The following is a 24337-nucleotide window of genomic DNA, read 5'->3' on the forward strand; positions in this document are numbered from 1 at the left end:
ATCGACGGCCGGTTCCCGACGAGGCCCACCGGCGAGTTCGCCCGGCGGAACGAACCGGGAACGTCAACTTCGGCGGCGGCTGATTCACCCTGCGCAGTGGCGAGTACCAGAGGCGCTACGGGGGCTTTGCGTCATGACGCGATGGGAGGGAGAGAGCGGGGAGGCGGGTGTGGCGGGGACGGGATGCCGACGTCGGCACGGGGGACGAGAGGGCGGGAGTTGTGCGGGAGCCCGCTTCGTAAACCCACCCGACGGGATTGGCCGGTCATACCCAAGTGTCACTTTACGTCGCCATATGAATGCGATGCGCTTCTGGGGTTTTCGGCTCCGCCACGGTGCGCAGAGGTGCGGCCGGTCGGCGGTGCACTCCAGCAGCATCGATCGAGGGGAAGAACAATGGCTACGTCTCCTGCTGCTCCGCTCCGGGTCGCCCTGGCCAACGGGAGCTTCGAACAGCCCACCGTCAGCGGTGTGGAGATCCTGCCGGACGCCTCGCAGACACAGGCGTCCAAGCGGGTCCCGGGCTGGCTCACCACCGCATCCGACCACAGGATCGAGCTGTGGCATTCGGGCTTCAACGGTGTACCGGCGGCCGATGGCACCCAGTTCGCCGAGCTCAATGCGAATCAAGTCTCCACTCTCTACCAGGATTTGCCGACCACGCCCGGCACGAAGCTGTACTGGCGGCTGTACCACCGTGGCCGCCAGGGGGACGACACCATGGCGCTGGACATCGGTGCGCCGAACTCCACGGTGGAGCAGAGGCGCTTCACCGACGGCAACACGGCCTGGGGTTACTACACGGGCACCTACACCGTCCCGGCGGGCCAGACGCTTACCCGCTTCGCCTTCCGTTCCGTCTCCGCCGCCGGTGGCAACCAGAGCATCGGCAACTTCCTCGACGGCATCTTCTTCGGCACCGCTCCCTACGTGGTGCTCACCAAGACCGCCATTCCCGTCGGGCCGCTGGAGGTGGGCGACGTCGTCACCTACCGCATCACCGCCACGAACGAAGGCGGCGGCGGGGCCGAGAACCTCGTCCTGACCGACGTCGTCCCGCAGGGCACGACGTACCTTCCCGGCTCACTGCGGATCGTCGAAGGCCCGAATGCCGGAGCGAAGAGCGACGCGCAAGGTGACGACCAGGCCTCCTACGACGCTGCGGCGGACAAGGTCGTCTTCCATCTCGGCAACGGCGCCTCCGGCGTCAAGGGAGGCAGTCTGCCCAACACCGGGACCCTGCCAGCAGGAACGACGGTGGAGTACCGGGCAATCATCGAGCGGGCCAGCGGCGGCAAGCAGATCAGCAACACCGCAACCGCCTCGTACGAGAACCGGCTGGGCGACAAGCCCGAGAACTTGACGTCCACCTCCAACGAGCAGGTCACGCAGGTCAAACCGGCTGCCGACCTGACCGTGGCGAAGGCAGCCGACGCGACCACCGTCACCGTCGGCCAGACCGTGACGTACCGCATCACCGTGCACAACGCCGGCCCGAACCAGGCCACCGGGGTCACCGTCGCCGACCAGCTCCCGGACGGCCTCACCTTCCTGTCCGCCGACGGCACACCCGGAACCTACGACCCGGCCACCGGTAAGTGGGCCGTGGGCGACCTGCCCGACGGCGCCACGGCCACCCTCGTGCTGCGGGCCAAGGCCACCAAGGCCGGCCTGATCAACAACACCGCCACCGCCACCGGCAACGAAAAGGATCCCGACACCACCAACAACGCCGACACCGTCAGCGTCTGCGTCGAACCCGCCCCCTCCTGCTGCGACCCCTGCTCCACCCGGAAGTAGCGCCCGGCGTCTTCGCGAGCAGCGCCCGGCGTCTTCGCGGTATCGCAAGGCGCTGATCTTCCAGTCGGCGGGGGAAACCGGACCATCAGGCAGTGTGCTCACGCACCCGGTCGCTGGTCGTCCTGAGGTGTCCCCCGCCGCCTGATCCGGGCCTCGCATCCCTACGAACACGGGGGCGCGTACGGCGCGTTCGGGACGTAGCGGGACCACTCGTCGCGCGTGATCACGTCGCCGGCGCTGAGGCACATCACCTTGATCATGAACGCGGGATCAGTGTTCCAGACGGTCGCCGGGGCGTCCATCGAGGCCAGCAGCGGGGGCCCTTGGGCGGCACTGCTGTAGGAGAGCGGGGAGCTCTCGAAGTCCTCGTCGTACGCGAAAGTGCCCAGCAGCTGCGCGGAGGACGGCTTGCCGACGTCCCAGAGCGCGATATGGCTGTCGACCGTACCGGTGGACGCACCGGGCGTCGATCTGATCGTCAGGGCCAGAGTTCCGCCGTCCGGGCCGAACGCCGCGGAGACCAGGTCTTCCCGCACTCGGAGGTCCCGATGGCCCCGTGGTGCGGAACAGATACTCGTACACCGCGTCGAGCGTCAGATGAGGCGGTCCGAGCGGGTCGCCCTCATCGAGGAGCCGGATCAGTTCACCAGTGAACGCGGAGTACTCGGCGTCCTGCGGGGCGAGTGCGAGTTGTTCGGCGGAGCTGCGTACGTACATGCCGTGTGCGGGCGGCAGCGCGACGGTCGACGGGTTGCGGCTGCCGAGATCGGCGCGGCCGGAGAAGCAGCAGTCGAGTACGACGATCACGGACGCGGCACGGCACGGCAGGAGGTGAGCGTCGTGGGCGCCCGCACCGATGAGCAGCACCCGGACGCCGAGCCCGGACAGCGCGGTCACGGTTGTACGCCGACGCCGTCAGGCTCTCCACTGGTGTCGTCGGAGGAGGCGGCAGCCGAGGCGTTCAGTGCCTTGGCCGCATCCGCCACCGCGTCCCCCTCGGCCCGGTCGCACACTCGCTTCAACAGTAGCGACGCAACTCCCCACGCACACAACGGTTTCGCCAGAAGACTGAAGGCCCAGAAGGCCCCCGCTCGCCCGCCGTGGGGACGGGGCAGGGGCCTTCGGGTGCCGCACGCGGAATGACGCGGTACGCGTTCAATGCCGGGGGCACTGTCCGATCAGGGTCGAATCAGTGGGCGAAGCCCCAGTCGAGCATCTTGGCGGCGTCGTCGAAGCGGGCCTTGTCGGTGTCTTCCCTGAGGATCGCGCCGACCAGCGTGCGGTTGTCCCGCTTGGCGGCGAAGACGACGCAGTAGCCGTCCTCCGGGCCGCTTCCGGTCTTGACGCCCAGGGCACCGTCGTACGTACCCAGCAGCTCGTTGGTGGTGTTCCAGGTGTAGTACCGGGTGTGGCCGTTGGCCGCCGGGGCCTCGGTCTTGAACTGCTTTTCGTTCACGATGTCGGCGAACACCGGCTGCAGCATCGCGCGCTGGCCGAGCTTGGCCAGATCGCGGGCGGTGCTGTGGTTGTTGCCGTGCGAGATGCCGTCGAAGGTGTCGAAGTGCGTGCCGGTCAGGCCCAGCTGCTGTGCTTCGGCGTTCATCTGGCTCACGAAGTCCGCGATCCGCGCGTCCTGGGTGGCGCCGGAACCGAAGTTGTCGGCCAGGGCCATCGCCGCGTCGTCACCGGACGGGACCAGCATGGCGTGCATCAGCTGCTCGACGGTCAGCGTGTCACCGGTCTGGAGGTCGGCCGTGCTGCCACCCGCCTTCTGCACGTAGTCCCGGTACGCCTGCTTCACCGTGATCCGGTGGTTCAGCCACTCCGGGTGCTTGAGCACCACCAGGGCGGTCATGATCTTCGTGGTGCTGGCCATCGGGACGCTCTCGTCGGCCTTGGCCCCGGCCCACATCTCCCGCTCCTGGCTGCCGTCGCGGGCATCCAGCAGGAAAGCGTGATCGGCGCTGATCTGCGGACCGGCCTGATCCTTGGCGACCTGAGCGACCCGAGCGTCCTGAGCGACCTGGGCGTCCTGGGCGGCGGTCTTGACCTTGACGGCGTGCTGCGCCGTCCGGGCCGTCCGGGACTGCTGCTGCGCATGCTGGTCCTGGCCGGCCGGGGTGGTGGCCTCGCTGCCCTGCGCGCCGTTGTCGTCGGCGGAGTGCGTGGCACCGGGGGTGGCCGCCTCGGCGAGGCCGCCGGCGGTGAGAGGCAGAGCGACCCCGACCAGTGCGGCCGTCGCGATGCGAACCCCCGTGCGGTGTATCCGGTTGGGGCGGGCGTGGGAACCCATGGAGGTCCCTCCTTCCTTCCGGCGCAGGCACGCCGGTCTGTAGCGGTAACGCGTTTCGTAGCGACCTACCTGTGTGATGCCGACGACCGCCGATCCGCCCACGTCCGGGTGTGGAGATGTTGCGCAGGAGACTGGTGGGACCAGTGACCCCACGAGCGGGGTCATGGAGGGTTCCGTTCCGCGCAGCGCGGCCCCGGGGCTCAAGTCCCGCGCCCCGAGCACTCTTAACAGTGATCGGGTGGAGGGTCTGATATCCCACCCAACCACCCTCCCCGCGCGTCCTGTTGACTTTTCGTGACCGACTTGCCACGGGCAGTTGCCAGGCTCTAGCGTGCTCACAGAACGTGAACGGCCCCGGTCGGTGCGCCAACACCGGCTCCGGGGCCTGACCATCCAGATCGATAAGCATCGGAGTTCGATCCATGGCTGACAGCCACCTTAATCCTGCCCTGTACCCGACACACGGGGCCCCTCACCCGATGGCCAATCCGGGGTACGGAAAGCGCTCCGCTCCCGGTCAACGCCCGCATTCCGCAACAGATTTCACCCTGTTGCCGCCGCGCGAAGCGGCCATCGCCGCGTACATCGACCGGCTGCCGGACGGGGCCGACATCTCGGTGAAGACGCTGGCCAAGGTCCTTCCGTACGGGCAGTGCGCCCTGCGCACCGCGCTCAACGCCCTTCAGCGCGCCGGGCATCTGCGCCGGGGCAGCGAGCACCTGATCGGGTCGGACAGCGCCCGCTGGGTGACCCGTACGTGGTTCTCCCGCACCGCCCGCGACGACGCCTGGTGGGCCGCCTTCACCACCGGAGGCGTACCGGAGGACGCACCTCCACCACAACGGCCCACCCGCTCAAGGGCGTTCATCCTGCTGGCCGCCCTCGGCCGCACCGCGCCCTCACTGAGCCTGTCGGCGGCGGACTGTGCCGCGCTGGAGCCCCTCGCCGCCACGTGGTTCGACCGTGGCGCCACCGAACCCGAGATGCTGCACGCCCTGACCGCCGGACTGCCCACCCCCGTACACCGCGCGTCCGCGCTCGTCCGCAGGCGGCTCACCGACAAGCTCCCGCCCGAGCGCCCGCCCCGCCCGGCGCCATGCGTCGCCCGCCCAGCGCTGCGGATCCTGGAGTGCGGCAAGTGCGGGGCCCCCGGGCGCCCGGAAGCCCTGCCCGGCGGTGAGTGCGCGGAGTGCCGGGGCAGGCCCGTACGCCGCCCCGCACCGCTCACCCCGGCCCAGGTCCACACCCGGGCGGCACAGGCCCGCGCGGCGGCAGCGACCCGACAGCCCGAAAGGACCCGCACATGACCGTTCAGCTCACTCGGCCCCCGAGCAGGGCACGATGTAGGGGAGGAGGCGACGCCATGACCCCCAGCACCGCTGATCACGCCCAGGACCACGCCCAGATGTCCGTAGAGGACTTCGAGGAACTCGCCCGCCACGCTCCCGAGACAGTGGCACTGGAATTCATCAATGGAAAGCTTGGGGTCAAGCCCGTGCCGGACGGCGACCACGGAGAAATCATCATGTGGCTGCTGCGCCAGTGCATCCAGCAGCGACCTGAACTGGGCCTGTACCCGGAGCAAGGAGTCAAGGTCGAGTCCTATCGGCAAGGCCGAGCCCGACTTGACGGCGCACTGGCCCCCACCGGCCACTTCTCGGGGCAAGGAGAGTGGGCGCACCCCGGAGGCATCCTCATGGCCGTGGAAGTCACCTCGCACGACTCCGACACCGACCTCCGCGACCGCGTGGAGAAGCGCGACGGCTGCGCGGCCTCAGGCATCCCGGTCTACCTGCTCGTCGACCGGGACACGGAGAAGCTCGTCGTCTACAGCGAGCCGGAGCGGGGCGAATACCTGACCCGCACATCCCACGCCTACGGCGCCACGGTCACGCTTCCCACGCCCGTCTCGATCATGCTGGAGACCGGGAAGCTCAAGGACTACGCCCACTGACGACGCCCCCAGGAGAACGCCCGAGGGCGGTACCCCTCCGAGAAGGGGTACCGCCCTCGGTCCGTACTCGCTCGCCGTACTGCTTCTTACGGCTCGCGTGCTACTGCTGGAGCAGCCGATCCTCGCTGAGAGCCGAGGATCAGAAGTCCATGTCACCGCCGGGCATGCCGCCCGGGGCGCCGCCGGGGGCGGCCTTCTCCGGCTTGTCGGCGATGACGGCCTCGGTGGTGAGGAACAGCGCGGCGATCGACGCGGCGTTCTGCAGCGCGGAGCGCGTGACCTTCGCCGGGTCGATGATGCCCTCGGCGATCATGTCGACGTACTCGCCGGTCGCAGCGTTCAGGCCGTGGCCGACCGTCAGGTTGCGGACCTTCTCGACGACGACTCCGCCTTCGAGACCACCGTTGACGGCGATCTGCTTCAGCGGGGCCTCAAGCGCGAGCTTGACGGCGTTGGCGCCGGTCGCCTCGTCGCCTTCGAGCTCAAGCTTCTCGAACACCGCGGAAGCCTGGAGCAGGGCCACGCCACCACCGGCGACGATGCCCTCCTCGACGGCCGCCTTCGCGTTGCGAACGGCGTCCTCGATGCGGTGCTTGCGCTCCTTGAGCTCGACCTCGGTCGCGGCACCGGCCTTGATGACGGCCACGCCGCCGGCCAGCTTCGCGAGGCGCTCCTGGAGCTTCTCGCGGTCGTAGTCCGAGTCGGAGTTCTCGATCTCGGCGCGGATCTGGTTGACGCGACCCTGGACCTGGTCGCTGTCACCGGCACCGTCGACGATCGTGGTCTCGTCCTTGGTGATGACGACCTTGCGGGCGCGGCCGAGCAGGTCGAGACCGGCGCTCTCCAGCTTGAGGCCGACCTCCTCGGAGATGACCGTGCCACCGGTGAGGATGGCGATGTCACCGAGCATGGCCTTGCGGCGGTCGCCGAAGCCCGGAGCCTTGACGGCGACGGACTTGAAGGTGCCGCGGATCTTGTTGACGACCAGGGTCGACAGCGCCTCGCCCTCGACGTCCTCCGCGATGATCAGCAGCGCCTTGCCGGACTGCATGACCTTCTCCAGCAGCGGAAGGAGGTCCTTCACGTTGCCGATCTTGGAGTTGACGATCAGGATGTACGGGTCGTCGAGCGACGCCTCCATACGCTCCATGTCGGTGGCGAAGTACGCCGAGATGTAGCCCTTGTCGAAGCGCATGCCCTCGGTGAGCTCAAGCTCAAGACCGAAGGTCTGCGACTCCTCGACGGTGATGACGCCTTCCTTGCCGACCTTGTCCATCGCCTCGGCGATGAGCTCGCCGATCTGGGTGTCAGCGGCGGAGATGGAGGCGGTCGAAGCGATCTGCTCCTTCGTCTCCACGTCCTTGGCCTGCTCCAGCAGAGCGGCGGAGACGGCCTCGACGGCCTTCTCGATGCCACGCTTCAGGGCCATCGGGTTGGCACCGGCGGCGACGTTGCGGAGGCCCTCACGAACCAGCGCCTGCGCGAGGACGGTCGCGGTCGTCGTGCCGTCACCGGCGACGTCGTCCGTCTTCTTGGCGACCTCCTTGACCAGCTCGGCGCCGATCTTCTCGTACGGGTCCTCAAGCTCGATCTCCTTGGCGATGGAAACACCATCGTTGGTGATCGTGGGGGCGCCCCACTTCTTCTCAAGGACGACGTTGCGGCCCTTGGGGCCGAGGGTGACCTTGACGGCGTCGGCGAGCTGGTTCATCCCGCGCTCGAGACCGCGCCGTGCCTCCTCGTCGAACGCGATGATCTTGGCCATGTGAAGTGGTCCTCCCAGGACTGGGGGTCCCCCCGGACGAAGTCCGGGGGTGGGCGGAAGCGTCAGACCTGGCGGCGCCCGCGACGGACGGCCTGCTTGCCCGGTGGTTCCTTGCCCCACCCGGCCCGCGGGCCTCGCCAACCCGGTCTTTCTGTCACTCTCACTGGGAGAGTGCTAACGCCAATGATTAGCACTCGACCCCTGTGAGTGCAAGCGCCTTCGAAGAAGGCCCAGCCAGGGGCGGTGGTCGGAGCGGGGGCACCTCCCGGACGAAGTCCGGGGGTAGGGAGGGCAAGCGCCTTCGGTCGATACCGGCCGTACGCGCGGGCGGTCGCGGACGCACGAGAGGCCCGCGCCCCTGTGTGGGGTGCGGGCCTCTCGGCGTGAGTGGGTGGGTGGCCGATCGCGCCGAGATCAGACGGCGAGTTTGACCATGTCCGCCTGCGGACCCTTCTGGCCCTGCGAGATCTCGAACTCAACTCGCTGACCTTCTTCAAGGGTGCGGTAGCCGTCCATCTGAATCGCGCTGTAGTGGACGAAAACATCCGCACCACCGTCGACCGCGATGAAGCCGTACCCCTTCTCCGCGTTGAACCACTTGACGGTGCCCTGAGCCATGCCTAACTCCCCTATTACTGGCCCTTGCACAGAGCCCGCACTTCGCGGGATCCGGGTCAGACCTTGCGCCGGAACGCGTCGACCGCGGCTGAATGTATCTGCCCAACTGCCCTCTGCAACAGGTCAATCGGACGAGAATTCTGAGCGCGGCTGAACGCCCCATTGGGCGGATTTCCGGGGATCCCCGGGCAAGTCGGGCCGGGCAAAGGGCACTTACGACGCAAAGAGCTCGAACACATTGCCCACACATTGACGCGTGCTCAGCTGCTCGCGGCACGGGCGATCAAGAAGGATCAAGGGGGCTGCCCCAACTCTACCGTGTTCAATCATGCTGAATTGCCCCCTCCGCTTTGTACGCGGAGAGGGCAACGGGTCCAGCAGACGGCAGGGCGGACAGCAGGGCGACGGCAGGGCCCCGAGTGCCGGGGAGCGCCGGGGGGCCGCGCCGCGGCGTCTCAGGGGCTTGCTCAGCCGCCGGCGACGGCCGGGATGATGGAGACGCCCGCGCCGTCCGGCGTCGCCGTCTCCAGGCCCTGCTCGAAGCGCACGTCGTCGTCGTTCACGTACACGTTCACGAAGCGGCGCAGCTTGCCCTGGTCGTCCAGGACGCGGGCCGCGATGCCGGTGTGGTTCTTCTCCAGGTCGGCGATGACCTCGGAGAGGGTGCCGCCGTCGGCGGCGACCTCGGCCTGGCCGCCCGTGTAGGTGCGGAGGATGGTGGGGATGCGGACCTTGACGCTCATGCGGATTGCCTTCCAGGAGTCCGGGGCGGGACGAGTCGGACGGAACGGGCGGTGGGGGCGGAGAGCCTGCGTACGGAGAGCCCGGGTCAGGCGCCCGTGGCCAGACCGGCCTCGCGGAACGCGTCCAGGGTCGGACGGATCGTCGCGGTCGGGCCGGACGTCGGGGCGACCGCGTCCAGGGTCTTGAGGCCGTCACCCGTGTTCAGTACGACGGTGGTGAGCGACGGGTCGAGCAGACCGGCCTCGATGAGCTTCTTCGTCACGCCGACGGTCACACCGCCCGCGGTCTCCGCGAAGATGCCCTCGGTACGGGCCAGCAGCTTGATCGCGTCGACGATCTGCGCGTCGTTGACGTCCTCGACGGCGCCGCCGGTGCGGCGGGCGATGTCCAGGACGTACGGACCGTCCGCCGGGTTGCCGATGGCCAGCGACTTGGCGATCGTGTCCGGCTTCTGCGGCCGTACGACGTCGTGGCCGGCCTTGAACGCGGTGGAGACCGGCGAGCAGCCCTCGGCCTGCGCGCCGAAGATCTTGTACGGCTTGTCCTCGACGAGGCCGAGCTTGATCAGCTCCTGGAGACCCTTGTCGATCTTCGTGAGCTGGGAGCCCGATGCGATCGGGATGACGATCTGGTCGGGCAGCTGCCAGCCGAGCTGCTCACAGATCTCGTACGCCAGGGTCTTGGAGCCCTCGCCGTAGTACGGGCGGAGGTTGACGTTGACGAAGCCCCAGCCCTCACCGATCGGGTCGCCGATGAGCTCGGAGCAGAAGCGGTTGACGTCGTCGTAGTTGCCCTCGATGCCGACCAGTTCGCCGCCGTAGACCGCGGCCATCACGACCTTGCCCTGCTCCAGGTCGTGCGGGATGAACACGCAGGAGCGGAAGCCGGCGCGGGCTGCGGCGGCGCCGACGGCACCGGCCAGGTTCCCCGTGGAGGAGCAGGAGAGCGTGGTGAAGCCGAAGGCGCGGGCGGCCTCGACGGCGATGGCGACGACACGGTCCTTGAAGGAGTGCGTCGGATTGCCGGAGTCGTCCTTGATGTGCAGAGCGCCGGTGACACCCAGCTCACGGGCGAGGTTGTCGGCCTTGACCAGCTTGGTGAAGCCCGGGTTCAGGTTGGGCTGGTCGGCCACACCGGCGGGGACGGGCAGCAGCGGGGCGTAGCGCCAGATGTTGTTCGGGCCGGCCTCGATGCGCTTCTTCAGCTCGTCGGGGGAGCCGCTCGGCAGGTCGTACGCCACTTCGAGCGGCCCGAAACAGGACGCGCAGGCGAAGAGGGGGCCGAGCGGGAAACGCTCTCCGCACTCGCGGCACGAGAGGGCGGCGGCGGGGCCGAGATCGACGGCCCCGGTGGAGTCATTGGTGCTGGTGACGGTCTGCACAGCCATGGTGGCGAGGTCCTCTCCTCATCTTCCTCGCGACGTACTTCGCCGCAAGACGGAATTGGCACCTTCCCCACCATGACCTCGCGGTCGGCGGGAGGGTTGCCGGGACTTCTACGGGCCGTTCCCTCAGTCCCTCTGGATGAGCGCTTATGACGCGGGCCTTGAGGCCCGGCGTGTTTGTCCGCACGTGCTGACCCCGGCATCCCGTGGCCATTTGCGTTGTTCAAGACTGTAACCGAAGGCAGTGACAGTTGAGATAGTCGTCCGAACCGCGAGATGGCTCACAGTCAAGGAGACGCGCCGTGCTGGAAGAGGTGGACCGCTGGCTGGCCAGGCGTTCCTGGTCGGCAGCCGACCGTCCGCTGGACCGGCTGATTGCGGCCAAACGCGGCACGAAGGTGAGTGTCGTCCTGCCCGCGCTCAACGAGGAGGCGACGGTCGGGGCGATCGTCGCGACCATCAGGCGGGAGCTGATGGACGCCCTGCCGGTGCCGCTCGTGGACGAGCTGGTGGTCATCGACTCCGGCTCCACCGACCGTACGGCCGGGGCCGCCGCTGCCGCCGGGGCGCGGGTGGTGCACCGGGACGAGATCCTGCCGCGGATTCCGGCCCTGCCCGGCAAGGGCGAGGTGCTGTGGCGTTCACTCCTGGTGACCGGCGGCGACATCGTCTGCTTCGTGGACGCGGACCTGCGGGAGTTCTCGGCGGACTTCGTGTCGGGGATCGTCGGGCCACTGCTGACCGAGCCCGATGTGCAGTTCGTGAAGGCCATGTACGACCGGCCGCTCGGCGAGGCCGCAGGTCAGGGCGGTCGGGTGACCGAGCTGGTGGCGCGGCCGCTGCTGAACCTGCACTGGCCGCAGCTGGCCGGTTTCGTCCAGCCGCTGGGCGGCGAGTACGCGGTACGGCGCTCGCTGCTCGAACAGCTGCCCTTCCCGGTCGGTTACGGAGTGGAGCTGGGCCTGCTGGTCGACGCGCTCCACACGGTGGGGCTCGACGCGCTGGCGCAGGTCGACGTGGGCTCGCGCAAACACCGCCACCAGGACGGGCTCGCGCTGGGACGGATGGCGGCGGCGATCTACCGCACGGCGCAGCTGCGGCTGTCGCGGGGGCAGCTGGTGCGGCCGGCGCTGACGCAGTTCGAGCGGGGGGTGGAGGGGTTCGTGCCGCGGACGTACGCGGTGGACACCGAGGAGCGGCCCCCGATGCGGAGCGTCGGGGAGTACACGGCCCGCCGGGCGGCCTGACCGCTGCCGCGTGACTCGTGACCCGTGACCCGTGGCCGACGGCTGTCCATGGAAAGGTTTTGGCCATCGTTGGCACGAGAATCCGAACCTTCCATCGAGCCGCGATATCCGTGCAGCCACCGCACTCAGAGCAGTAATGAGCACTGCGATGCCGTAAACAAACAACGGATTTCGTTGCGGTGACGCATTAACGAACCCTTGACGGGAATCGTCGTCGGGAGTTGTATTCGGTCACCGGAGCGGCGTGGACGTCGTCGCGGTCCGCCCCGCATGTGCGGCACTCTTCATCGAACTTCATCGAAGGTGCCTGCCCCTCATGCCGCCAGCCTCATGCCGCCAGCACCGATGGGACAACGGATGACCCCTACGCCCGACACGAACGTTGCCGCGCCCCCAGGGAAGCCGGAAGCCGACACCCGTGCCGCGAAGGCAGGGGAAGCCCCCACGCTCACCCGGTCCATCGGCGTGGTGGGAGGGACGCTGCTGACGCTCTCCTGTCTGACCCCGGCATCGTCGCTCTTCGTGATCGTGCCGGACTCGTTCGCCACCCTGGGCACCGGAACGGCCCTGACCATCGCCATCGCGGGTCTGCTCTGTATCGGTGTCGCGTTCACCTACTCGGAGCTGGGCACGCTCATACCGAGCTCCGGTGGCGAGTACGCCATGGTCGGCACCCTCATGGGGCGGCTCGCCGGCTGGCTGGTTTTCGTCCTCTCACTGATCGTCGTCATGATCGTGCCGCCCATCATCGCGCTGGGCACCGCCGACTATCTGGCGCCGATCGTGCATCTGAACCCGCAGTACACGGCGGCGGGTGTGATGCTCCTCGCCACCGCGATGGGCCTGCTCGACCTGCGCGCCAACGCCTGGATCACCGGCATCTTCCTGGTCCTGGAAGTCGTGGCCTGCGCGGTCGTCGCCTTCCTCGGCTTCACCCACACCAGCCGGTCCGCCTCGGTCCTCATCCACCCGGTGATGGACGCCGGCCACGGCCAGAGTTCGGCCGTCACCGCCGGTCTGATCGTGACCGGACTCGCCACCGCGCTCTTCATCCTCCAGGGCTTCTCGACCGCCGTGTATCTGGCCGAGGAGATGGACAACCCGCGCCGCAACGTCTCCCGCACCGTGCTGTGGACGCTCGGGATCGGCGCGGCCGTCGTCCTGATCCCGGTCGTGGCGATCACGCTCGGCGCCCCGTCCCTCAAGACGCTCGCCGCCGGAAACGTCGCGGGCATGGTGCAGACCTGGAGCAACTCCGGCGTCGGCACCTTCGTCAGCCTCTGCATCGCGCTGGCGATCATCAACGCGGCGATCGTGATGGTGATCCAGAACTCCCGCGTCGTCTACTCCTCGGCACGCGACGCGGCCTGGCCGACCGCCGCCAACCGCGTCCTCTCCCACATCGGCAAGCGCTACAACTCCCCCTGGGCGGCGACGCTGGCCGTCGGCGTCCCCGGAGCGGTGCTGTGCTTCGTCAATCTGGACACGCTGAGCGATGTCACCGGTGTCGCGGTGGCCGCGATGTACGTCTTCGTCGCCCTGGGCGCCCTGGTCTCGCGCCGCGGTGAGCACAAGCACCGGCTGGCCTGGCGTATGCCGCTGTGGCCGGCGATCCCCGCCCTGCTGATCGTCGTCCTGGCCTGGGTGCTGTACCAGCAGAGCGTCAAGAGCCTGGTCATCACCGGTGTCATCGTCGCCGCCGCGGCGCTCTACTGGGCGCTGTACCTCCGGCCCCGGCAGGCCACGCACTGGGTGATCTCCGTTCCCGAGGACGACCTCGCCCCGGCGACGGACAGCGCCCCCGTCCAGCACTGATCCCGCGCCGCGCTGAGGTCCGCACCCCCCTGCGGCCCGCGCCGCGCCCGCTGACGGCCGTATCCCCTGCGGCCGTCAGCGCCGCACCGGCGGAGCCGCGTCCCCCCGCGGCCCCGCCGGTGCGGCACGTTTGAGCGTTTGCGGCACGGGCTAGGTTCGCGTCATGGCCTCTCCGCACGCCGCCCGCGTCCTCGTCGCCTCCAACCGGGGCCCCGTCTCGTACACCCTCCGCGACGACGGTGAACTCACGTCGAAGCGCGGCGGCGGCGGTCTCGTCTCGGGGCTCTCCGCCATCGAGGGGAACGCCGAATCGCTCTGGGTCTGCGCCGCACTCGGTGACGGCGACCGGGCCGCCGTGCGGCGCGGGATCACCGAGGACGGCGTACGGATGCTCGACATCGACCCCGAGGTGCACGCCGACGCCTACAACGGCATCGCCAACTCCGTGCTGTGGTTCATCCACCACATGCTCTACGGGACCCCGCTGGAGCCGGTCTTCGACGCGGAGTTCCGGCGCCAGTGGGACTCGTTCCGTACGTACAACCGGGCCTTCGCCGACGCGCTGGCCGCCGAGGCCGCCGAAGGCGCCGCCGTGCTGGTGCAGGACTACCACCTGTGCCTGGTGCCGGGGATGCTGCGCGAACTCCGCCCCGACCTGCGGATCGCGCACTTCTCGCACACCCCGTGGGCGCCCCCCGAGTACTTCCGGCTGCTGCCCGACGACATCGGCGCGGAGCTGCTGCGCGGCATCCTGGGCGCCGACCGGGCCGGATTCCTGACCCGGCGCTGGGCCGACGCCTTCGTCGCCTGCTGCACCGCGGTCCTCGGCGGCACCGGAGATACAGAGATCGCGGTGCACGGCCTCGGCGCCGACGCGGACTTCCTGCGGACGCGGTCCCACCAGCCCGATGTGGAAGAGCGGATGGCCGCGCTGCGCGAGCGGATCGGCGGCGGCACGGGCGAGGGGCCCGACGGCCGCCGGAAGACGATCGTCCGGGTGGACAGGACCGAGCTGTCCAAGAACATCGTGCGCGGGCTGCTCGCCTACCGGGAGCTGCTCGACACCCGTCCCGAGTGGCACGGCCGGGTGGTGCACATGGCGTTCGCGTACCCCTCGCGGCAGGACCTCGCGGTCTACCGCGACTACATGGCCGAGGTGGAACGCGTCGCCGAGGAGATCAACTCCCGTTACGGGACGGCGGACTGGACCCCGGTCGTGCTCTACCTCAAGGACGACTTCGCCCGCTCGCTCGGCGCCTACCGGCTCGCCGACGTCGCCCTGGTCAACCCGATCCGTGACGGCATGAACCTGGTCGCCAAGGAGGTCCCGGTGGTGTCCGACCACGGGTGCGCGCTGGTGCTCTCCCGGGAGGCCGGGGCGTACGAGGAGCTGGGGCGCGACGCGATCACCGTGAACCCGTACGACGTGAGCGCCACAGCCGCCGCGCTGCACGAGGCACTCACCCTGCCGGACGGCGAACGGGCCGAGCGCAGCAAGCGGCTGGCCGCCGCGGCGACCGCGCTGCCGCCGCAGCAGTGGTTCCTGGACCAGCTGAACGCCCTGGCCCCGGCCGCCGGGACACGGTGACAGGACTGCCAGGGCTTACCCCGTGATGGCGCGGGCGAGGGCCGCGAGCAGGCCGGCCACCGCGCCGGGTCCCGGCACCACCAGGTCGGCCCGCGCGGCCAGTTCGGGCACCTCGTCGCCGCCGCTGCACACCAGCAGCCCGAACACGCCCTGTGTGCGGAGCTCGTCCACGGCGTCGTAGGCGGGCAGGTCCCCGAGGTCGTCCCCGGCGTAGAGGACGGCCGCGGCGCCCGTCTCGCGTACGTACGCGGTCAGCGCCACGCCCTTGTCGACGCCCGGCGGGCGCAGCTCAAGGACCAGCCGGCCGGGCTCCACGATCAGGCCGTGCTGTGCGGCGAGCCGGGCCAGCGGGGCGCGCAGGGCCTCGAAGGCGGCTTCGGGGTCGGCGGCGCGGCGGGTGTGGACCGCCACGGCCCGGCCGCCCTTCTCCTCGATCCAGGTGCCGCGTCCGGCGCCCTCCGTGTCGAGCAGTCCGGGGAGTTCGGCGCGGGCCGCCGCGACACCGGGGTGCGGGGCGGGGGCGTCGACCGTACCGGTGGCCGCGTCCCAGCGCTCCGCGCCGTAGTGGCCGAGCACGACCAGGTGCTCCAGACCGGGGACGCCGGCGAACCCCCCGTACCGCACGGCCAATTCGGCCGGGCGCCCGGTGACGACCGCGACGGAGGCGACCTCCGGCGCGAGCGCGACGAGTGCGGGGACGGCGTCCGGGTGGGCGCGGGCCTGTTCCGGGTCGGGGACGATGTCGGCGAGCGTGCCGTCGAAGTCGAGGGCCACGACGGCTTTCCGGGGTCCGGCCAGCAAAGCGGCGAGGCCGTCACGGCCGGCGGCGGTGGCGGGGGTCGGCAGGGTGTTCGGTGAGCTGCCCATGGGGCGACCCTAGCGGGGTACCGGGGCTGTGGCCTTCCGTTTGGATCAGCCGGTCAGCGGCGGTCAGCGGCGAGGCTCTGTGGTTCAGCGGCGCTCGCGGCGGGCCGCCCGGACCCGGCGCAGGCGGTTGACCGTCACCGGGTCGTGGGCCAGCGCGGCCTGGTCGTCCAGCAGGGCGTTGAGGAGCTGGTAGTAGCGGACCGGTGAGATGCCGAGCTGCTCCCTGATGGCCCGCTCCTTGGCGCCGGCGCCCGGCCAGGAGCGGCGCTCCAGCGCGAGTACGGCGCGGTCGCGCTCGGGGAGCGCGGGGCCGTGCGCGTCGTCGCCAGTCATATGAGCCAACGTACTGGGGAGCCCGCCGACCGGGCCACTCCAGTACCGGACCGGCCGGGCTCTGCTCAGCTGCTCCGCTACTCCGCGTTCTGTGCCGCTGCCGCCTCGCTCTGGATCTGGTTGAGGACGCTCGCCGGGTTGCCGCCCGGCTGCACGGCCTTGCCGATCTCCTTCTTCATGTCGTCGCTCACCTCCGACCAGGACGTCTTGCCGACCGGTGCCAGCTGCGAGTCGGGCAGCTCGTTCAGGAAGGTCTTGAGGGACTTGTGGCGCGGGTCGTCGGCGAGCGTGCCGGACGCCGATGTGGTGGTGGGCAGCAGGTTGTACTGGCGGGTGAGGTCCAGGACGTTCTTGTCGCTGAAGACGTCGTCCAGGAACGCCCCGATCTGGGCGCGGTGGCCGCTCTGCTTGAAGCCCATGATCCAGTCGGCCACGCCCATGTCCGACTTGGTCGGACCGCTGATGCCCGGCATCGGGACCATGCCGACCTTGATGCCCTTCTTCTCCGCCTGCTGCACCAGCTGCGGATGGCCGTTGAGCATGCCGACCTGGCCCTGGGTGAAGGCCGCGTACGCCTGCCTGCGGTCGAACTCGGCCGGGGCGACGGGTCCGGTCAGCTTGGCGCCGACCAGGTCGTTCTTCAGCCAGTCAAAGGTCTTGACGTTCTGGGCCGAGTCGATCGTGTACGTACCGACGCCGTCGGTGAGGCCGCCGTCGCCGCTCAGCAGCCACTGGGTCGCCTCGACCTGCGCCTCCTCGGTGCCCAGCGGAAGGGCGTACGGATACTTCACGCCCCGTGCCTTGAGGACCTCCGCGTCGGACTTGAGCTGGGCCCAGGTCTTCGGTGCCTTGAGGCCGGCGTCCGAGAACATCTTCTCGTTGTAGAAGAGCAGCCGGGTCGAGGCGACGAACGGCATCCCGTACTGCACCCGGTCCTGCTCGCCCGCGTCCGAGAGCGAGGTGAGGAAGTTGGACTGGACCTCGATGGAGAGCAGGTCGTCCGCGCTGTACAGCTTGCCCTGATCGGCGTAGTCGGCGTACGAGTCCAGCTGGGCTATGTCGGGGGCGTGCCCCGACTTGACCATCTCGGCGACCTTCGCGTCGATGACCTTCCAGGAGTAGACGGAGACGTCGACCTTGATGTGCGGGTTCTTCGCCTCGAAGGCGGCGGCGAGTTTGTCCCAGTACTGCTGGTTGCTGGGCCCGTCGTTCGGGTCGTAGTTGGCGGCGACGACCTTCAGGGTGACGTCCCCCGATCCGCTGTCCGCTCCGCAACCGGAGAGCACTGCCGTCATACCGAGCGCGGCAACCGCCGCAGTAAGCCCCAAGAAGCGCCGCTGCACAGCCTTTTCCCACCCTCTTGTTGCACTATGTTCCAGCCGGTCCCCCGTGCCGTACCGTCGCACGTGGCTGCGATTTTCCCGTACGGCCATCTACTGGTCCACAGCCTTGCGGTCTCGCTTCGGCAACACGGGTCGCAGGGGCATCAGGCGTTACGGGGCGGCGTCGCGCCGGTTCTTTGCCCGGATCTTTGCCCGGACTTTGTATGGATGCGCAACAATCCAACAGAGTGGACTAGACCTTTTTCGGTTATCCGAGCCACACTGTCCGGGTGACTGCATTCTCCCGGGGAACCACCCCCGGTCTCCCGGCCGAAAACCACGTCATCGCCCTCGACGTGGGCGGCACCGGCATGAAAGCCGCCCTGGTCGGAGCGGACGGCACCCTGCTCCACGAGGCGCGCAGGGCCACCGGCCGGGAGCGCGGCCCCGAGGCCGTCGTCGCGTCGATCCTCGACTTCGCCGCCGAGCTGCGCGCGTACGGCGAGGAGCACTTCGGCCGGACCGCGTCAGCCGCGGGCGTGGCCGTCCCCGGCATCATCGACGCCGAGAACGGCATCGCCGTCTACGCCTCCAACCTCGGCTGGCGTGACGTCCCGATGCGGAAACTGCTCAGCGCCCGGCTGCACGGAGTCCCGGTGGCGCTCGGCCACGACGTCCGCACGGGCGGGCTCGCCGAGGGCCGGATCGGGGCGGGCAAGGGCGCCGACCGCTTCCTCTTCATGCCGCTCGGCACCGGTATCGCGGGCGCCATCGGCATCGAGGGCTCCATCGAGGCGGGCGCCCACGGTTACGCCGGGGAGATCGGCCACATCGTCGTACGGCCGGGCGGCGTCGACTGCGGCTGCGGACAGCGCGGCTGTCTGGAGCGGTACGCCTCCGCCTCCGCCGTCTCGCTGGCCTGGGCCGAGGCGTCCGGCGACCCGGAAGCAGACGCCGCCGACTGCGCCAAGGCCGTCGAGTCCGGCGACCCGCGGGCCGTCGCCGTCTGGCAGACCGCGGTGGACGCGCTCGCCGACGGTCTGGTCACCGCGCTCACCCTGCTCGACCCGCGCACGCTGATCATCGGTGGCGGGCTCGCCGAGGCCGGGGAAACCTTGTTCGTACCACTGAAGGCAGCGGTGGAGGAACGTGTCACGTTCCAGAAGCTGCCCCACATCGTCCCGGCGGCCCTCGGGGACACCGCTGGATGCCTGGGCGCAGGGCTGCTCGCCTGGGATCTACTCTCCACGGAGGTATCCGCCTGATGGCCGGAAGCGAAGCAAGCACAGTCCTCGCCGGAGCCCACGTGGTGCTGCCCACCGGGACGGTCGAGGGCGGCCGGGTCATCGTGGAGGGCTCGCGCATCGCCGGGAGCGCTCCCGAGGGCGCGGCGGTCATCGATCTCGCGGGGCACTGGGTGGTCCCCGGGTTCGTCGACATGCATGTGCACGGCGGCGGCGGGGCGTCCTTCACCTCCGGCACCCCCGATGAGGTGCTCAGGGGCATCGCCACCCACCGGCGGCACGGCACGACGACGATGGTCGCTTCGACCGTCACCGGCGAGATGGACTTCCTCGCCGGGCGGGCCGCGGTCCTCTCCGAACTGGTCGAGCAGGGCGACCTGGCCGGCATCCACTTCGAGGGCCCGTTCATCTCCCCGTGCCGCAAGGGCGCGCACAGCCCGTCGCTGCTGCGCGACCCCGACCCGTCCGACGTCCGCAAGCTGATGGACGCGGCGCGCGGTACGGCGAAGATGTTCACCCTGGCCACCGAGATGAAGGGCGGCATCGACTCCGTACGCCTCCTCGCCGAGAACGGCGTCATCGCGGCCATCGGCCACACCGACGCCACGTACGAGCAGGCCGTCGAGGCCATCGAGGCGGGCGCGAGCGTCGCCACCCACCTCTTCAACGCGATGCCGCCGTTCGGCCACCGCGACCCCGGGCCCATCGCCGCCCTCCTGGAGGACGAGCGGGTCACCGTCGAGCTGATCAACGACGGCACGCATCTGCACCCGGCCGCGCTGGAGCTGGCGTACCGCTCGGCGGGCTCCGCGCGCGTCGCCTTCGTCACCGACGCGATGGACGCCGCCGGTTTCGGCGACGGCGTGTATCTGCTCGGCCCGCTGGAGGTCGAGGTCAAGAAGGGCGTCGCCCGGCTGGTCGACGGCGGCTCGATCGCGGGCTCCACCCTCACCCTGGACACGGCCTTCCGGCGTGCGGTGACCATCGACAAGCTGCCGGTGGGCGACGTCGTACGGTCCCTCTCGGCCAACCCGGCGCGGCTGCTCGGCCTGTACGACCGGATCGGCTCGCTGGAGCCCGGCAAGGACGCGGACCTGGTCGTCCTGGACGCGGACTTCGGGCTGGCCGGTGTGATGCGCAAGGGCGCCTGGGTGATCGAACCGAAGCAGAACTGAGCAGATCTGAGCAGAATCTTGCAGAAATGACAGGAAGTGGCAGGTCAAGGGCTGGGCGTGCCGCTCTCTGTTTGGCATGATCAATCAAGTGCTGCTGACCGTCACCCTGAACACCGCCCTGGACATCACCTACCACGTCCCCGCGCTGATCCCGCACGCCAGTCACCGAGTCGATTCGGTCACCGAGCGTGCGGGCGGCAAGGGCCTGAACGTGGCCCGGGTGCTCTCGGCACTCGGCCATGAGACGGTCGTCACCGGCTTCGCCGGCGGGACGACCGGCGAGGTGCTCCGCGGACTGCTCGCCGGGCTGCCGCCCACCGACGCGCTCGTCCCGGTCGCCGGGACCACCCGGCGCACGATCGCCGTGGTCGACGCCGCGTCGGGCGACACCACCCAGCTGAACGAACCGGGTCCGGCCATCTCGGCAGACGAGTGGGACGCCTTCCTCACCGCGTACGGGAAGCTGCTGGCCGACGCCGACGCGGTGGCCCTCTGCGGCAGCCTGCCGCCGGGCGTCCCGGTCGGCGCCTACGCCCAGCTGGTGAAGCAGGCCCGCGGCGCGGGCGTCCCCGTCCTCCTGGACACCAGCGGCGAACCGCTGCGCCGGGGCATCGCCGCCCGCCCCGACCTGGTCAAGCCGAACGCCGACGAGCTGGCCCAGCTGACCGGCTCCCGCGAGCCCCAGCGCGCCACCCGCGACGCCCGCCGCAGGGGCGCGCACGCGGTGGTCGCCTCACTGGGCGCGGAAGGGATGCTGGCCGCGTCCCCCGAGGGCACCTGGCAGGCCCTGCCCCCGGCCCGCTTCGAGGGCAACCCGACGGGCGCGGGCGACTCGGCGGTGGCCGGACTGCTGTCGGGCCTGGTGGAAGGACTCCCGTGGCCGGACCGGCTGGCCAGGGCGGTGGCGCTCTCGGCGGCCACGGTGCTGGCGCCCGCGGCGGGCGAGTTCGACCGGGAAGCGTACGAGGACCTGCTTCCGCAGGTCCTCGTCACCGAGCACATGCCTCCGGCCTGAGCCGGGCCGTGTCTGTCCAGCCGGGCCGTGCCATCTAGCCGGGCCATGTCGTCACCCTTGCCGACGGGGAGTCGTCAGGAGGACTTCCCGTCCTGGGTCTGCAGGATGACCTGGTCCAGGTTGACCCCACACTGATCACCGGTCTCACAGGAGATCTTGATCGTGTTGGGCCCCTTCTTGAGGTTCACCAAGTTCCAGGTGTTGGTCCACCCCTTCGAGGCGTCACCGTCCGGAGCGTTGGCGTAGTTCTTCATGTTGATCACCGTGGGCTTCGCCGCGTCGTTCACCGTGAGCGAGGTCTTGGCGTCCTTGCCCGGCACTCCGTAGTTGATCGACAGCCGGTAGGAACCGGCGGACGGTGCCTTGACCGTCCAGGTCGCCGAGTCGCCCGGCTGGTTGAGCACGACGTACGAACCGCCGGAGCCCTTGGCACCCGGCACGTCCGTGGCCGTCGTCGCCGCACCGCCGAGCTGCAGCGTCGCCGCGTCCTGCTTCGGCAGGTCGACCTTCGGGGGCGTCGACGCGGCGTGGCTGGGCTTGGTCGTCTCCGCGGAGGTCTGGCCGCCGCCCGCGTTGTCCGAGCCGGCGTTCTTGTCCTTCGAGCTGTCGCCGCCGCTGGTCGCCAGCGCCACACCGATGCCAATGACGACGACCGCGACCACCGCGACCGCGCCGATCAGCAGGCCCTTGTGGTTCGGGCCGCCATTGCCGCCGTTGCCGGGCTGGCGCGGGGGCTGCTGGACGGGAGGGCCGCCGGGGTACGTCTCCGGCGCCGCGTACTGCGCGGTCGGCTGGCCGTACGCCTGCTGCTGGGCGTACTGGGGCTGCTGGCCGTACTGCTGCTGAGGTGCCTGCTGCCCGTACTGGCGCTCGCCGACCGTCCGCACATGGTTGTACGACGTCCGGGGCACCCCGGGCTGCCCGCCGGACGTCGGACCCGGGTAGCCGTATCCGCCGCCACCGGGCGGGGGAACGGCACCTGCTGCGCGGCCGTCCTCGTACAGATAGCCGAACGGATCGTCGTCCTCGGGCGTGCTCGTGCCGTTGTTGCCGGCCGTCATCCCTTGCACTCCTCACACATCGCTGACCCGGGCGAGCCTACCCCGTACGGATGAACAGTCCGGCCAGTACGCATACCGGAGACCCTGGCCCCGCCCCGGCGCAGCCGCCCGGCGGTACCGCCTACCCCGCCCGTCTGTGCAGCTTCGACCTGGAGCGTTTCTCCACGTACATCCGCTGGTCGGCCGAGCGCAGCACCTCTTCGACGGTCATGCCGCAGCTGGCCCAGCCGATGCCGAAACTGGCCCCGACGCGGACCGCCCTGCCGTCCACCCGGATGGGCGGAATGATCGCGTTGCGCAGCCGTACGGCCAGGTCAGCGGCGTCCGCCGAGCCGAGGCCGTCCGCCAGGACGACGAACTCGTCACCGCCGAGCCTGGCGACGGTGTCACCGTCGCGCACGCCCGACGTGAGCCTGCGCGCCACCTCGATGAGGACCGCGTCCCCGGTGTGGTGGCCGAAGCGGTCGTTGATCGACTTGAAGCCGTCGAGGTCGCAGAAGAGCACCGCGAGACCCTTCGTGCCGTCGTCGGCCTCGGGCCCCGGCCCGGTCCCGTCGCCCGTCTCGCTCGACGGGGCGGCCGTGTGGACGTGCTCGTAGAGGCCGCTGCCCGGTCCGCCTCCGAAGGCGAGCGGGTTGGCCGCGTAGCGCCGGCCCGTCCCCGCCGGGCCCTGCTCGTACGCCGCGTCGAGCGCCTCGATGGCCGTCTCCCCCACCGCGTCGGGCCAGTCGCAGAGCCGGGAGCTGAGGCGGGCACGCAGCTCCGCGCTGTTGGGCAGCCCGGTCAGCGAGTCGTGCGACGCACGGTGCGCGAGCGCGATCTCATGGCGCTTGCGCTCCTCGACGTCCTCGACGTGAGTGAGCAGGAAACGGGGGCCGTCGGTGGTGTCGGCCACAACGGAGTTGCGGAGCGAGACCCAGACGTACGAGGTGTCGCGGCGCCGCAGCCGCAGCTCGGCGCGGCCGCCCTCGGCGGACGTCCGGAGCAGGGTGCCGACGTCCTCGGGGTGGACCAGGTCGGCGAAGGAGTAGCGCCGCATCGCGGAAGCGGGCCGCCCGAGCAGCCGGCAGAGCGCGTCATTGGTACGGAGCAGCCGGCCGTGCTGGTCGCCGCCCATCTCGGCGATGGCCATCCCGCTCGGCGCGTACTCGAAGGCCTGCCGGAAGGACTCCTCGCTGGCACGCAGGGCCTGCTGCTCGCGCTCCAGGCGGACCAGGGCGCGCTGCATGTTGGCGCGCAGCCGGGCGTTGGTGATCGCGATGGCGGCCTGGAACGCGTACATCTGGAGCGCTTCCTGGCCCCAGGCCCCGGGGTGCCTGCCGTTGCGCGGGCGGTCGACGGATATGACGCCGATCAGCTCTCCGCCGGACGCGTCGGTCGCGTACATCGGCGCGAAGAGCCGGTCGGAGGGGTGCCACTCGTCCTCGAAGCGCGGCTCGGGGCCGTCGTTGTGGACCTGCGGCACGTCGTCCTCGTCGAGGACCCAGCCCTCGGTGTACGGGATGAACCTGAGGTCGCCCCAGCCCACGCCCATCGAGAGCCTGCGCTCCCAGGACGTACGGGACCCGACCCGGCCGGTCATCAGGGCGGCGGCGGAGTCGTCCCCCGCGAGGGCCGCGACCATGAGGTCGCCGTCCGGGCGCACCAGATTGACGCAGGCCATCTCATAGCCGAGACCGGCGACGATGCCGTCCGCCACGGTCTGAAGGGTGTCCGCCAGGCTGCGGGCCTGATTGAGATTGGCTACCGCTTGGTGCAACTGCCGCAGGGTCGCAAGACGGACGTACGGCTCCGACTCGCTCTCCATCGTTCGCTCTCCCCGAGACCTCGGCAGCAACTCCAGGGTTCTATGTCGGCGCTCTTGGTGCAGTGTCCCCGCCACTGAATCACAGCGAGCTGCCCACCAGGTACGCAGGGTCAACAATTTATGCTGGTCGTGACTCAAGTCACAACAGGGTGCGAAGGGTTGAATGAGAAGTAACGGGTCAGGACGGGTCAGCCGCGCCCCTCGCGGTACCGGTCCTAGGACTCGTCTGGTCCTGAGGCCCGATGCGGGCGTACGGGGGCCGAAGTTAGCGTTCCTGATGTGTTCCAGACGATCCCCACCCCGCG

At 70.0% G+C, this 24337-nt stretch carries 20 protein-coding genes and 1 riboswitch; of the genes, 9 read left to right on the forward strand and 11 right to left on the reverse strand.

Annotation, left to right across the window (positions count from 1 at the left end):
• The first annotated feature begins 396 nt into the window (after positions 1-396).
• Positions 397-1800 carry a DUF7507 domain-containing protein gene (locus tag OHB13_RS16335; RefSeq protein WP_328377615.1) on the forward strand — a complete coding sequence of 468 codons (1404 nt, stop codon included), beginning with the start codon at positions 397-399 and terminating at the stop codon, positions 1798-1800.
• A gap of 161 nt (positions 1801-1961) precedes the next feature.
• On the opposite strand, the gene OHB13_RS16340 is transcribed toward OHB13_RS16335, so the two are convergent.
• Together OHB13_RS16340 and OHB13_RS16345 are read right to left on the reverse strand one after the other, a co-directional pair.
• A complete protein-coding gene (locus OHB13_RS16340) occupies positions 1962-2336 on the reverse strand; it encodes a hypothetical protein (RefSeq protein WP_266855609.1) in 375 nt (124 codons plus the stop codon).
• A 653-nt stretch (positions 2337-2989) separates the two neighbouring features.
• Positions 2990-4093 carry a D-alanyl-D-alanine carboxypeptidase family protein gene (locus OHB13_RS16345; RefSeq protein WP_328377616.1) on the reverse strand — a complete coding sequence of 368 codons (1104 nt, stop codon included), beginning with the start codon at positions 4091-4093 and terminating at the stop codon, positions 2990-2992.
• Positions 4094-4572: 479 nt separating this feature from the next.
• Between OHB13_RS16345 and OHB13_RS16350 the strand changes: the two genes are divergently transcribed.
• The gene (locus tag OHB13_RS16350) at positions 4573-5400 is read left to right on the forward strand and encodes a hypothetical protein (RefSeq protein ID WP_328377617.1); all 828 of its coding nucleotides are present in this window, start codon (positions 4573-4575) and stop codon (positions 5398-5400) included.
• A gap of 56 nt (positions 5401-5456) precedes the next feature.
• Positions 5457-6047: a Uma2 family endonuclease gene (locus tag OHB13_RS16355; protein WP_328377618.1), complete on the forward strand. Its 591-nt coding sequence runs from the start codon at positions 5457-5459 to the stop codon at positions 6045-6047.
• 139 nt (positions 6048-6186) lie between these two features.
• Here the strand turns inward: OHB13_RS16355 and groL are convergent, their stop codons facing one another.
• From groL to thrC, 4 genes are all read right to left on the reverse strand, one after another.
• Complete coding sequence (gene groL / locus OHB13_RS16360; protein ID WP_266855604.1) at positions 6187-7812, reverse strand: chaperonin GroEL; 1626 nt, start codon at positions 7810-7812, stop codon at positions 6187-6189.
• A gap of 414 nt (positions 7813-8226) precedes the next feature.
• On the reverse strand, positions 8227-8430 hold the full coding sequence (locus OHB13_RS16365) for a cold-shock protein (RefSeq protein ID WP_005315736.1): 204 nt from the start codon (positions 8428-8430) through the stop codon (positions 8227-8229).
• Positions 8431-8897: 467 nt separating this feature from the next.
• On the reverse strand, positions 8898-9173 hold the full coding sequence (locus OHB13_RS16370; protein WP_266855603.1) for a MoaD/ThiS family protein: 276 nt from the start codon (positions 9171-9173) through the stop codon (positions 8898-8900).
• Between the two features lie 86 nt (positions 9174-9259).
• Entirely contained in the window at positions 9260-10561 is a 1302-nt protein-coding gene (gene thrC / locus OHB13_RS16375; protein ID WP_266855602.1) for a threonine synthase, read from the reverse strand.
• Between the two features lie 15 nt (positions 10562-10576).
• Positions 10577-10704, reverse strand: a riboswitch (SAM riboswitch).
• Between the two features lie 156 nt (positions 10705-10860).
• Here thrC and OHB13_RS16380 point away from each other — a divergent pair.
• The 3 genes from OHB13_RS16380 to OHB13_RS16390 all read left to right on the forward strand — a co-directional run bounded on the left by OHB13_RS16380 (position 10861) and on the right by OHB13_RS16390 (position 15208).
• Positions 10861-11805, forward strand: a complete 945-nt coding sequence (locus OHB13_RS16380) for a glucosyl-3-phosphoglycerate synthase (RefSeq protein ID WP_328377619.1) — start codon at positions 10861-10863, stop codon at positions 11803-11805.
• 357 nt (positions 11806-12162) lie between these two features.
• On the forward strand, positions 12163-13620 hold the full coding sequence (locus tag OHB13_RS16385; RefSeq protein WP_266855600.1) for an APC family permease: 1458 nt from the start codon (positions 12163-12165) through the stop codon (positions 13618-13620).
• 163 nt (positions 13621-13783) lie between these two features.
• Complete coding sequence (locus tag OHB13_RS16390) at positions 13784-15208, forward strand: alpha,alpha-trehalose-phosphate synthase (UDP-forming) (RefSeq protein ID WP_328377620.1); 1425 nt, start codon at positions 13784-13786, stop codon at positions 15206-15208.
• A gap of 15 nt (positions 15209-15223) precedes the next feature.
• Here the strand turns inward: OHB13_RS16390 and otsB are convergent, their stop codons facing one another.
• From otsB to OHB13_RS16405, 3 genes are all read right to left on the reverse strand, one after another.
• Positions 15224-16075 carry a trehalose-phosphatase gene (otsB, locus tag OHB13_RS16395; protein WP_328377621.1) on the reverse strand — a complete coding sequence of 284 codons (852 nt, stop codon included), beginning with the start codon at positions 16073-16075 and terminating at the stop codon, positions 15224-15226.
• 84 nt (positions 16076-16159) lie between these two features.
• A complete protein-coding gene (locus OHB13_RS16400; RefSeq protein WP_266855597.1) occupies positions 16160-16408 on the reverse strand; it encodes a DUF3263 domain-containing protein in 249 nt (82 codons plus the stop codon).
• Between the two features lie 77 nt (positions 16409-16485).
• Complete coding sequence (locus tag OHB13_RS16405) at positions 16486-17703, reverse strand: ABC transporter substrate-binding protein (RefSeq protein ID WP_266855596.1); 1218 nt, start codon at positions 17701-17703, stop codon at positions 16486-16488.
• Between the two features lie 398 nt (positions 17704-18101).
• Here OHB13_RS16405 and OHB13_RS16410 point away from each other — a divergent pair, with 398 nt between their 5' ends.
• The 3 genes from OHB13_RS16410 (at position 18102) to OHB13_RS16420 (ending at position 21164) form a co-directional block, all read left to right on the forward strand.
• Positions 18102-18995, forward strand: coding sequence for an ROK family protein (locus OHB13_RS16410; RefSeq protein WP_401602621.1), 894 nt, complete (start codon positions 18102-18104; stop codon positions 18993-18995).
• Positions 18995-20149, forward strand: a complete 1155-nt coding sequence (nagA, locus tag OHB13_RS16415; protein ID WP_328377622.1) for an N-acetylglucosamine-6-phosphate deacetylase — start codon at positions 18995-18997, stop codon at positions 20147-20149. Before OHB13_RS16410 ends, nagA begins: the two co-directional genes overlap by 1 nt.
• Positions 20150-20237: 88 nt before the next feature.
• A complete protein-coding gene (locus OHB13_RS16420; RefSeq protein ID WP_328380307.1) occupies positions 20238-21164 on the forward strand; it encodes a 1-phosphofructokinase family hexose kinase in 927 nt (308 codons plus the stop codon).
• Positions 21165-21238: 74 nt separating this feature from the next.
• Here OHB13_RS16420 and OHB13_RS16425 read toward each other — a convergent pair whose 3' ends face one another.
• Together OHB13_RS16425 and cdgB are read right to left on the reverse strand one after the other, a co-directional pair.
• A complete protein-coding gene (locus tag OHB13_RS16425; protein WP_328377623.1) occupies positions 21239-22225 on the reverse strand; it encodes a carbohydrate-binding protein in 987 nt (328 codons plus the stop codon).
• A gap of 121 nt (positions 22226-22346) precedes the next feature.
• Positions 22347-24032 carry a diguanylate cyclase CdgB gene (cdgB, locus tag OHB13_RS16430; RefSeq protein WP_328377624.1) on the reverse strand — a complete coding sequence of 562 codons (1686 nt, stop codon included), beginning with the start codon at positions 24030-24032 and terminating at the stop codon, positions 22347-22349.
• Positions 24033-24337: the final 305 nt, after the last annotated feature.

Source organism: Streptomyces sp. NBC_00440 (genome assembly GCF_036014215.1).
Taxonomy (GTDB): Bacteria; Actinomycetota; Actinomycetes; order Streptomycetales; family Streptomycetaceae; genus Streptomyces.